Below are 10,435 nucleotides of genomic sequence, written 5' to 3'. Positions count from 1 at the left end.
TCGTGCCCGGAGCCAACCGGCATGCCTTCGGCAGCGCCTGCTGACCCCTGTCCGTCAGGTCTCGGTGCGTCTCATGCCCCGGATGCCGGGTCGGTACGCCGGGTCCTCGAGCTCGGCCACCGTGGGTGACCCGAACATCGGCATGCCCTGGGTGCGCCGGACCAGTCCCCAGACGAGCGGCACCAGCACCACCATCGCCAGACCGACGCCGGCGACCAGCATGGGGTAGGTCTCGTGCTCGCCGGCGCCCAGCGGCGCCCACTGGGCCTTGTCGAGCAGCGCGACGCCCGACATGGTCAGCACCACCACGATCCCGCGGCGGATGATCGACTGCGGCACTCGGGGCGCGATCTTGGCGCCGATCATGGTGCCGGGGACCGAGCCGATGAGGAGCGGGATCAGGATGCCCCAGTCGAGGCCGTGGATCGCGATGTTGGAGATCGCCGCGGCGAGCACGAGCGGCACGGCCTGGACGAGGTCGGTGCCGACGAGCTTCGCGGCCGCCAGCCCGGGGTAGAGCATCAGCAGCGCGATCATGATGACCGAGCCGGAGCCCACGCTGGTGACGCCCACGAGCAGGCCGCCGAGGGCGCCGACGAGTACGGTGGGCAGGATCCGCACGGTCGGGTCGTCGTTCTCGGAGTGCTCACCGAGCCGGACCCGGCGCAGGTTGATCCACAGCCGCAGCGCGTACGTCAGGGCGGCGAGCAGCAGCGCGAAGCCGATACAGAGCTTGAGCACGCGGTCGAGCTGGTCCTTGTCGGCCGTGAGGCTGAAGACGAGATAGGGGCCGAGCAGCGCCATCGGGACCGACCCGATGATCAGCCACTTGGCCAGCGAGAGGTTCGGCGTCCCCTCCCGGTGGTGCACGATCGCGCCACCGGACTTGTAGGCGGCCGCCGCGGTCAGGTCGGCGGTGATCACCGTCGCGGTCTCACCCACGCCCAGGAAGATCAGGGCCGGCGTCATCAGCGCGCCTCCGCCCATGCCGGTCATGCCGACCACGATCCCGACGAAGAACCCCGCGGCGAGGACGGCGAGGAATGTCGTCGCGACGACGTCGCCCATGGGCGTGCCTCCCTAGTGACCCTGCGACAAGTGACCCTTTGACCCAGTTGCCCGCCGAACTCTACTGATCTACCTGAGATTATCGGAATCGGTGGTCTGCGCTCACGATAACGGCGTCACGTCCAGGAACAACGCGTTTCGCAACGCATCGGTCACCTCGCCGAGAGCCTCCTCGATCGTCCGGCCGGTGGTGTCCACCCGGACCGCTGCGTCGTCGGGCTCCTCGTAGGGCGAGGAGATGCCCGTGAACTCGGGGATCTCCCCACGTCGGGCCTTGGCGTAGAGGCCCTTCCGGTCCCGTCGCTCGCACTCCTCGAGCGGGGTGGCCACGTGCACCAGGAAGAACGCCCCGCCGGCGTCCTCGACCATCTCGCGGACCTGCTGCCGCGTCTCGGCGAACGGGGCGATCGGGCTGCACACGGCGATGCCGCCGTGACGCGAGATCTCTGCGGCCACCCACCCGATCCGGCGGATGTTCGTCTCGCGGTCGGCCCGGGAGAACGTCAGCCCGGCCGACAGGTGCCGCCGTACGACGTCTCCGTCGAGACTCGTGACCGCGCGGTCCGTCTGCTCCAGCACCAGGTCCATGAGCGCGCGGGCCAGGGTCGACTTGCCGCTGCCCGAGAGCCCGGTGAAGAACAGGACCAGCCCCCGCTCGGCAGGGGGCGGCTGGTCGTGGCGGACGATCTCGGCGATCCGGCCGGAGTGGCGGTCGGCCGTTCCCGGGACGACGACCGGGTCGCCCGCGGCGTAGTTGTCGACGACCTGCTGCAGGAAGTCATGGCCGTGGAAGGAGGCTGGTACGGCGACCACGGCCGCGTCGGGCAGCTCGGCCGCTGCGGCGAGAGTCGCTCGGAGCAGCGCCGGCGCGGACAGCGCGGGCGTGCCGTGCCCGACCAGGGCCAGCAGCACGACCGGACCGGTCTCGCGCAGCGCAGCGAGCTGCGCGTCGTACGGGGCATCGTCGAGCGGCACGAACGTGCGTCCGGCGTAGCGCTCGCGGACCTGGGCGGGTGACAGGTACAGGCGCCGGAAGGCGCCGTACTGGGGATGCGTGAGCGACTCGACGTCGCCGGTCCCGGGGAGCACTCGTGCCAGCGGCAGCCCCTCCGGGTCGACCAGCTCGACCACGTCGACATCCGCCAGGTCCGGCGGCAGCGTCAGCGTGACCGGGCTCCCCGGCTCGTTGAACCTGGTCAGCGGCGCCAGCGCGCCGGTCGTGAGCAGCTCGAGGTCGTCGAGCTCGCGCGGCGTGGGGCAGTGCTGGGGAACGGGGGCGTCGGGCACGGCGACATCCTGCCACCGGGCTGCCCAGGGTCCGCTCGAACGCCGTGGTTAGGGTGCGTGCTGTGCCAGACGACGTCGAGACCAGCGCGGACGCTCGCTCCGCGACGCGTCCGTGGGGGGAGTGGCACGTCCTCGACGTCGGCGACGGCTACAAGGTCAAGCGGATCGAGATCGAGGCCGGCCATCGGTTGTCCTACCAGACGCACGCGCGGCGCTCCGAGCACTGGCTCGTGGTGTCCGGCACCGCCACCTGCGTCGTCGACGGCAGGACCGTCGTCGTCGGCCCGGGGGAGCACCTGGACGTGGGCGAGGGCGTGCCGCACCGGATCGCCAACGAGGGTGACAGCCGACTCGTGATCCTGGAGGCCCAGCTCGGTGACTACACCGAGGAGGACGACATCGTGCGGCTCGAGGACGACTACGCGAGGTGTGAGGAGTGAGCGGTCCGGTCGTGGTCGCCGAGATCGTCCGCTCCGGGTTCGTGGAGGGTCACCACTACGGGTCGCTGGTGACGCTGCGGCCGGACGGCGAGGTGGACTGGTCGGTCGGTGACGTCACGTCGCCCGTGCTGCCGCGGTCCTGCAACAAGCCGGTGCAGGCGCTCGGCATGCTGCGGCTCGGGCTGGAGCTCGAGCCCGAGCTGCTGGCGCTGGCGTGCGCGTCCCACTCCGGGGAGGACTTCCACGTCGAGGGGGTACGGCGGATCCTGGCCGGCGCCGGACTCGACGAGTCAGCGCTGCAGACCCCGCCCGACTACCCGCTCGACGACACCGCGCGCGAGCGCGTCATCCGGGCCGGTGGCGACAAGGCGTCGGTGCTCATGAACTGCTCCGGGAAGCACGCCGCGATGCTCGCCACGTGCGTCCGCAACGGGTGGGACGTCTCCGACTACCGGAGCCCCGACCACCCGCTCCAGCTCGGCATCCGCAAGACCTTCGAGGAGCTCACCGGCGAGTCGGCGGTGGCGGTCGCCGTCGATGGTTGCGGCGCCCCGCTGCTGTCGAGCTCGCTGGTCGGGCTGGCGCGGGCGTTCGGGCGGCTGGCCCGGGGCGTCGGCGGTGACGAGCGCCCGGACCCGCTCGCCGGGCAGGTCGCCGACGCGATCCGGTCCCATCCGGCGTACGTCTCGGGGACCGAGCGCGACGAGCGGGCCCTGCTCGCCGCCGTACCCGGTGCGATCGGCAAGGCCGGCGCCGAGTCCTGTTACGCGGTGGCGCTGCCGGACGGACGGGCGTTCGCGCTCAAGACCGACGACGGGGCGCCCCGGGTACGGCCGGTCTTGATGGCCGCGGCGCTGGAGCGCAGCGGCGTGCTGGACGAGGACGGCGTCGACGCCGCCGCCGTTCGCGAGACCGGCCGCGTTGCGCTGCTCGGCGGCGGGCAGCCCGTCGGCGAGATCCGGGCCTGCTTCTGAGCCCTGCTGGGCCGGGGGTTCGAGGCTCGCTGCGCTCGCACCTCAACCACCGGCCGGCGGTGTGGGTCATGTCACGCTTGCTCAGTTTGCGTTTTGCTAGCACCAGCTAGCACTGTGGCCACATGGCCAGGAGCAAGGTCGGGAAGACCGTCGGGTCTCTCGGTGACTACCTCAGGGAGCAGCGGCTCGCCGCGCGTCTCTCCCTGCGGCAGCTCGCCGAGCAGGCCGGGGTGTCGAACCCGTACCTGAGCCAGATCGAACGTGGTCTGCGCAAGCCATCAGCCGAGGTCCTGCAGCAGATCGCCAAGGCGCTGCGGATCTCCGCGGAGCAGCTCTACCTCCGGGCAGGCATCGTCAGCCCGGAACCCGTCCCGGACGCGTCCGAGCGCTCGTTCGAGCTCGCCGTCCTGGGCGATCCCCACCTGAGCGAGCGGCAGAAGCAGACCCTGCTCGACGTCTACGCGTCGTTCCTCTCGCTCAACACCACCAACCACAAGGAGTGAGCCACATGCCCACGTTCCCCAAGCCTGACCTGAAGGTCGACCTCAAGGGCGCCACCAAGCCGCTCTACGCCGGCGCCGGCGTCACCGACCTCGCGGTCGAGCGCGTCCGCGCGTACGTCGCCGAGGCCCAGCAGCGCCTCGCCGGTGCGCAGAAGCGCGTCACCGACCTCGACCTCGAGCCCACCGCGCTGCGCGACCAGGCGACCACGGTCGTCAACGCCCGCGTCGACGCGCTGGCCAAGGATGCCAAGGTCCGTCGCGCCGCGATCGAGAAGCGGGTCGCCGAGCTGCAGGCCGAGGCCAAGGACCTCCCGGCCAAGCTGCAGGCGTTCGTCGACGAGAACATCTCGACGGTGAACGACGTCTACGGCGACCTCGTCACCCGCGGCGAGGGCCTCGTGACCCGGATCCGCAACCAGGAGTCGTCGCAGGCGACCGCGTCCTCCGCCCAGACCACCGCGGCCAAGGCGAAGACCACGCAGACCCAGGCCACCAAGGCCGCGAAGTCGACCACCACGTCGACCGCCAAGAAGGCGACGACCACCGCCAAGAAGAAGAGCGCGGCTCCGAAGAGCAGCGCGAAGGCGACCGCGACCTCCGCGAAGAAGACCGCCTCGTCGGCCACCCAGGCCGCGGGCGATGCCGCCGCCAAGATCGGCGACTGACGCTCTCCCTCGTACGACGCGCCCCCGGCCCCGTGTGGTCGGGGGCGCGTTGTCGTACCGGCTCGGACAGCTGCCGGCGCCCCGCGCGCCACGCACACCGCTCCAGTACCGTGGTGCCGTGGAGAACGTGATCGCGCTGCAGGGGATGGTCCTGCTGGTCGTGACCCTGGCGCTGGTGGCGATCAAGATCTTCGCGCTCGTCACGGCGCTGGGGTTCAGCCCGCAGCACTATGAGGCGGCCGGCAAGCTGACGAAGCCCGCGTGGGTCGCGATCCTCGGGCTGGCGGTCGCCGCGAACGTGATCCTGCTCGGCTCGCCGATCGGCCTCGTGAACCTCGCGTTCACGATCGCGACGTTCGTCTACCTCGCCGACGTACGGCCGGCGCTGCAGGGCCTGCACCAGCGCTGACCCCGGCGGGGCCTCACTGGCCCTTGGCGGCGTACCCGGCCTCGGTGGCCTCCTTGTGGGGTCGCCACCAGTCCTCGTGCTCGCGGTACCACTCGATGGTCTGGGCCAGGCCAGCCTCGAAGTCCTGGTACGTCGGCTCCCAGCCCAGCTCGAGCCGCAGCTTGCCGGACTCGATCGCGTAGCGCAGGTCGTGCCCCGCGCGATCCGTCACGTGGTCGAAGTCGTCCTCCGAGCGGCCCATCAGGCGCAGGATCAGTCGCACGACCTCGAGGTTGCTCTTCTCCCCGTCCGCGCCGATCAGGTAGGTCTCGCCGATCCGGCCGCGTTCCAGGATCGTCTGCACCGCGGAGCTGTGGTCGTCGACATGGATCCAGTCGCGCACGTTCGCGCCGGTGCCGTAGAGCTTGGGTCGGCCTCCGTCGAGCACGTTGGTGATCTGGCGCGGGATGAACTTCTCGATGTGCTGCCACGGCCCGTAGTTGTTGGAGCAGTTCGAGATCGTCGCAGCGACGCCGAAGCTGCGCACCCACGCCCGGACCAGGTGGTCGGAGCCCGCCTTGGAGGCGGAGTAAGGGCTGCTCGGTTGGTACGGCGTGTCCTCGGTGAACCGTTTCGGGTCGTCGAGCTCGAGGTCGCCGTAGACCTCGTCGGTCGAGACGTGGTGCATCCGCGCGCCGGTCCGCCGTACCGCCTCCAGGATCGTGAACGTGCCGACCAGGTTGGTCTGGACGAACGGGGCCGGGTCGTCCAGGGAGTTGTCGTTGTGCGACTCGGCGGCGAAGTGGACCACCGTGTCGTGCTCGGCCACCAGCGGGTCGACGATCGAGGCGTCGGCGACGTCACCCACGACCAGCAGGCACCGGTCCGCGGGCAGCTCGGCAAGCGCGGCCTCGTTGGCGGCGTACGTCAGCTTGTCGAGCACCGTGACGACCGCGTCGGTGTGCGAGAGGAGGTGGTGGACGAAGTTGGCGCCGATGAAGCCGGCGCCGCCGGTGACCAGTACGTGCTGCACGCCGTGCAGTCTAGGGAGCGTCCGGTCTGCGAGGATCGGCCGCATGCGCGGCATCATCCTGGCGGGCGGGACCGGTTCGCGGCTCCATCCGATCACCCGAGCGGTCAGCAAGCAGCTGGTCCCGGTCTACGACAAGCCGATGATCTACTACCCGCTGTCGACGCTGATGCTCGCGGGCATCCGGGACATCCTGGTCATCACGACGCCGCACGAGTCCGACCAGTTCCGGCGGCTGCTCGGTGACGGCTCGGCGCTGGGGCTCACGATCGACTACGCCGTCCAGCCCCGCCCCGAAGGGCTGGCGCAGGCCTTCGTGATCGGCGAGGACCACATCGCCGGCGAGCGGGTCGCCCTGATCCTCGGCGACAACGTCTTCTACGGCGTCGGGCTCGGCCAGCACCTGCGCCGGTTCCGAGAGATCGACGGTGCCGCCGTGTTCGGCTACCGGGTGTCCGACCCCTCGGCGTACGGCGTCGTGGAGTTCGACGAGTCCATGACGGCGATCTCGCTGGAGGAGAAGCCGGAGCAGCCGCGCAGCAAGTACGCCGTGCCGGGTCTGTACTTCTACGGCAACGATGTCGTGGAGCGGGCGAAGGCGCTCACCCCGTCCGCGCGCGGAGAGCTCGAGATCACCGACCTCAACCTCACCTACCTCGCCGAGGGCCGGCTGAAGGTGGAGGTGCTGCCGCGCGGCGCCGCCTGGCTCGACACCGGGACGTTCGACGACCTCAACGACGCCGGCGACTTCGTCCGCACCGTCGAGAGCCGCCAGGGGCTCAAGATCGGCTGCCCCGAGGAGGTGGCGTGGCGGATGGGCTTCATCGACGACGACCAGCTCGCCGCCACCGCCCGCGAGCTCGAGAAGAGCGGGTACGGCGACTACCTGATGCGGCTGCTCACCGACTGAACCCCGCCGGCTCGGAGGGCGCGGTTTCCCCGGCTGAGCGGTGAAGTACTGACTTCGTGACGGAACCATTCCGCACAAAGTCCCTGGTTCCCCGGCTGAGCGGGGAATCGTGAGGTGCACCCGCCCCAGAGCGCGGCGGCGTCAGTGGGTGGAGAGCTCGGCGTCGACCATCAGCGTCACGACCTCCTCGAACCGGACCCGTGGGGTCCAGCCGAGGACCTCGCGCGCCTTGCTGTGGTCGCCGACCAGCTCGGCGGCGTCGACCGGGCGCACCAGTGCGGCGTCAACGTCGACGAGCCCCTCCCAGTCGCGGATCCCGACGTGCGCGAACGCGGCAGCCACGAAGTCGCTGACGGAGTGCGAGACGCCGGTCGCGATCACGTAGTCGTTCGGGATGTCAGCGCGGGCGGCCCGCACCATCGCGTCGACGTACTCCGGCGCCCAGCCCCAGTCGCGGCGGACGTCGAGGTTGCCGAGAACCAGCCGGCGGTCCTCGCCACGGGCGATCGCGGCGACGGTGGTGGCGATCTTGCGAGTCACGAAGTGCGGCGGACGTCGTGGCGACTCGTGGTTGTACAGGATCGCTGCCGACGCGTGCAGCCCCTCGCGGCGGGCGCGGCCGACCGCGGCGTGGGCGTGCGCCTTCGCGGTCCCGTAGGGGTTCACCGGCCGGAGCGGGGTCGACTCGTCCTGGGGTGACCGGTCCGGCTCGCCGAAGATCTCCGCGCTGGATGCCTGCACGAAGCGCACCGACCGCCCGCCGCGCTCCTGCAGCTCGCGGGCGACGCGCAGCAGCCGCACCGCGGCCTCGCCGTTGACGGCGTGAGTGAGCTCCGGTTCCTCCCACGACCGCGCCACCGAGCTGACGGCGGCCAGGTTGTAGATCTCGTCGGGCGCGAGGTCGAGCACCAGCCGTCGTACGTCGTCGAACCGGGCGAGGTCGCCGGGGTGGAGCTCGATCTCGGGCGGCTCCCGCGCCGGTTCGGCCTCGTGGGCGAGGCCGTGCACCTCGACCCCCTCGGCCACCAGCTGTACGGCGAGGTAGCCGCCGTCCTGTCCGCCGATCCCCGTGACGAACGCGCGGGTCACGTCCAGCCTTGCCGCGTCGCCTCGAGATCGGCGTCGACCATCATCGTGACCAGCTCGGGGAACGTGACCTTCGGCTTCCAGCCGAGCACCTCGCGCGCCTTGCTCGCGTCACCGACCAGCTCGTCGACCTCGGCCGGGCGCCGGTAGCGCGGGTCCTGCCGCACGTGGGGCGTCCAGTCGTCGATGCCGACGTGGCCGAAGGCGAGGTCGAGCAGGTCGCGGACCGAGTGGGTCTCGCCGGTCGCGACGACGAAGTCACCGCCCTCCGGCTGCTGCAGCATCAACCACATCGCTTCGACGTAGTCGCCGGCGAACCCCCAGTCGCGGCGGGCGTCGAGGTTGCCGAGCGTGACGTGGTCGGCCAGCCCGAGGCTGATCCGGGCGACCGCCCGGGTCACCTTGCGGGTCACGAACTCGTGCCCGCGGCGTGGTGACTCGTGGTTGAACAGGATCCCCGAGCTGGCGTGCATGCCGTAGGACTCGCGGTAGTTGATCGTCATGTGGTGGCCGAACACCTTGCTGACGCCGTAGGGGGAGCGCGGCCACAGCAGGGTGGTCTCCCGCTGCGGCGTCTCCTGGACCTTGCCGAACATCTCTGAGCTCGACGCCTGGTAGAAGCGCACCCGGCCGGGCTCGTCGGCGGCGTGGAGCCGGACGGCCTCGAGCAGGTTGAGCACGCCCTTGCCGGTGACGTCCGTGGTGAGGGCCGCGTTCTCCCACGAGTAGGCGACGTAGGAGATCGCGCCGAGGTTGTAGACCTCGTCGGGGTCGGAGTCGCGCAGCGCGCGGATCAGGCTCGACATGTCGGTGAGGTCGCCGTTGTGCAGTCGTACGTCGGGCACGAGGTCGGCCACCAGGTCCCGGCGCGGGTTGTTCTGGCCGCGGATCAGCCCGTGCACGTCGTACCCCTTGGCGAGGAGCAGCTCGGCGAGGTAGAGCCCGTCCTGGCCGGTGATACCGGTGATAAGGGCGGTGGGCACGGGCGGAGTCTAGGCCCGCAACCTCTAGGGTGGCTGGCCATGAAGGTTCTGGTGAGCGGCGGCGCCGGCTACATCGGCTCGCACACGGTGGTGCGGCTCGTGGAGGCCGGTCACGACGTGGTGATCGTCGACAACTTCAGCAACTCCGTGCCCGCAGTGATCGGTCGGCTCGAGGCGCTGACGGGCACCAGCCTGCCCACGCACGCCTTCGACCTCCGCGACACCGACAAGATCGATCACCTGTTCGCCGCCGAGGAGTACGACGCGGTCATCCACTTCGCCGGGTTCAAGGCGGTCGGTGAGAGTGTCGCGAAGCCGCTGGAGTACTACGAGAACAACCTCGGCTCCACCTTCTCGCTGATCCGTGCGATGCGCCGCCACGACGTGCACCGCCTGGTGTTCTCGTCCAGCGCGACGGTCTACGGCACCGAGCAGGCCGGCGCGACCGAGGACCAGGCAACCTTCGCGACCAACCCCTACGGCTGGACCAAGGTGATGCAGGAGCAGATCCTCAGTGACGTGGCTCGCGCCGAGTCCGGCATGCGGGTCGCGCTGCTGCGCTACTTCAACCCGGTGGGCGCGCACCCGTCCGGCACGATCGGCGAGGACCCCTCCGAGACCCCCAACAACCTGATGCCCTACATCGCCCAGGTCGCGGTCGGCCGGCGCGAGAAGCTCTCGGTCTTCGGCGACGACTACGACACCCCCGACGGCACCGGTGTGCGCGACTACATCCATGTCGAGGACCTCGCGGCCGGCCACGTCGCCGCGCTGCAGGCGCTGAGCGGCTCCGGGGATCCGGTCAACGTCTGGAACCTCGGCTCCGGTCGCGGTACCAGCGTGCTGGAGCTGCTCCACGCCTTCGAGAAGGCGGTCGGGCGCGAGCTCCCCTACGAGATCGTGGCGCGGCGGCCGGGTGACGTCGCCACGTCGTACGCCGACCCCGCGAAGGCGAACGCCGAGCTCGGCTGGCACACCACCAAGTCGGTCGAGGACATGTGCGCCGACACCTGGCGCTGGCAGTCGCAGAACCCGCACGGGTACGCCACCTGACACGAGCTCCTGAGCCATCTGGTGACGCAGAAGTTCGTGCCTGACGGT

General features: G+C 70.6%; 12 protein-coding genes. 7 read left to right on the top strand and 5 right to left on the bottom strand.

The window, feature by feature from the left end:
- Window positions 1-54 precede the first annotated feature (54 nt).
- Together VFZ39_RS10995 and cysC are read right to left on the bottom strand one after the other, a co-directional pair.
- Entirely contained in the window at window positions 55-1,068 is a 1,014-nt protein-coding gene (locus VFZ39_RS10995; protein ID WP_330865793.1) for a sulfite exporter TauE/SafE family protein, read from the bottom strand.
- A gap of 102 nt (window positions 1,069-1,170) precedes the next feature.
- Window positions 1,171-2,355 carry an adenylyl-sulfate kinase gene (gene cysC / locus VFZ39_RS10990; protein WP_330865792.1) on the bottom strand — a complete coding sequence of 395 codons (1,185 nt, stop codon included), beginning with the start codon at window positions 2,353-2,355 and terminating at the stop codon, window positions 1,171-1,173.
- Window positions 2,356-2,417: 62 nt separating this feature from the next.
- Here cysC and VFZ39_RS10985 point away from each other — a divergent pair, with 62 nt between their 5' ends.
- The 5 genes from VFZ39_RS10985 to VFZ39_RS10965 all read left to right on the top strand — a co-directional run bounded on the left by VFZ39_RS10985 (window position 2,418) and on the right by VFZ39_RS10965 (window position 5,346).
- Window positions 2,418-2,795, top strand: a complete 378-nt coding sequence (locus VFZ39_RS10985) for a phosphomannose isomerase type II C-terminal cupin domain (RefSeq protein ID WP_330865791.1) — start codon at window positions 2,418-2,420, stop codon at window positions 2,793-2,795.
- Window positions 2,792-3,769: an asparaginase gene (locus VFZ39_RS10980; protein ID WP_330865790.1), complete on the top strand. Its 978-nt coding sequence runs from the start codon at window positions 2,792-2,794 to the stop codon at window positions 3,767-3,769. Before VFZ39_RS10985 ends, VFZ39_RS10980 begins: the two co-directional genes overlap by 4 nt.
- Window positions 3,770-3,891: 122 nt before the next feature.
- Window positions 3,892-4,272 (top strand): helix-turn-helix transcriptional regulator, encoded by a 381-nt coding sequence (locus VFZ39_RS10975; RefSeq protein WP_330865789.1) that lies wholly within the window; start codon window positions 3,892-3,894, stop codon window positions 4,270-4,272.
- A 5-nt stretch (window positions 4,273-4,277) separates the two neighbouring features.
- Window positions 4,278-4,937: a hypothetical protein gene (locus VFZ39_RS10970; RefSeq protein WP_330865788.1), complete on the top strand. Its 660-nt coding sequence runs from the start codon at window positions 4,278-4,280 to the stop codon at window positions 4,935-4,937.
- A 118-nt stretch (window positions 4,938-5,055) separates the two neighbouring features.
- Window positions 5,056-5,346 carry a DUF2516 family protein gene (locus VFZ39_RS10965; protein ID WP_330865787.1) on the top strand — a complete coding sequence of 97 codons (291 nt, stop codon included), beginning with the start codon at window positions 5,056-5,058 and terminating at the stop codon, window positions 5,344-5,346.
- Window positions 5,347-5,359: 13 nt separating this feature from the next.
- Here the strand turns inward: VFZ39_RS10965 and rfbB are convergent, their stop codons facing one another.
- Window positions 5,360-6,403, bottom strand: coding sequence for a dTDP-glucose 4,6-dehydratase (gene rfbB, locus VFZ39_RS10960; protein ID WP_330865786.1), 1,044 nt, complete (start codon window positions 6,401-6,403; stop codon window positions 5,360-5,362).
- Between rfbB and rfbA the strand changes: the two genes are divergently transcribed.
- On the top strand, window positions 6,402-7,265 hold the full coding sequence (gene rfbA / locus VFZ39_RS10955; protein ID WP_330865785.1) for a glucose-1-phosphate thymidylyltransferase RfbA: 864 nt from the start codon (window positions 6,402-6,404) through the stop codon (window positions 7,263-7,265). The genes rfbB and rfbA overlap by 2 nt on opposite strands.
- Before the next feature lie 141 nt (window positions 7,266-7,406).
- Here rfbA and VFZ39_RS10950 read toward each other — a convergent pair whose 3' ends face one another.
- Both VFZ39_RS10950 and gmd read right to left on the bottom strand, forming a co-directional pair.
- The gene (locus VFZ39_RS10950; protein WP_330865784.1) at window positions 7,407-8,354 is read right to left on the bottom strand and encodes a GDP-mannose 4,6-dehydratase; all 948 of its coding nucleotides are present in this window, start codon (window positions 8,352-8,354) and stop codon (window positions 7,407-7,409) included.
- A complete protein-coding gene (gene gmd / locus VFZ39_RS10945; protein WP_330865783.1) occupies window positions 8,351-9,334 on the bottom strand; it encodes a GDP-mannose 4,6-dehydratase in 984 nt (327 codons plus the stop codon). The genes VFZ39_RS10950 and gmd overlap by 4 nt, the downstream gene beginning before the upstream one ends.
- 39 nt (window positions 9,335-9,373) lie before the next feature.
- On the opposite strand from gmd, the gene galE reads away from it, so the two are divergent.
- Window positions 9,374-10,387, top strand: coding sequence for a UDP-glucose 4-epimerase GalE (gene galE, locus VFZ39_RS10940; protein WP_330865782.1), 1,014 nt, complete (start codon window positions 9,374-9,376; stop codon window positions 10,385-10,387).
- Window positions 10,388-10,435: the final 48 nt, after the last annotated feature.

This window comes from Nocardioides sp., from assembly GCF_036374615.1.
Classification (GTDB): domain Bacteria; phylum Actinomycetota; class Actinomycetes; order Propionibacteriales; family Nocardioidaceae; genus Nocardioides.
The sequence above is the reverse complement of the archived record's forward strand: the minus strand, read 5'-3'. Positions and strand labels throughout refer to the sequence as shown.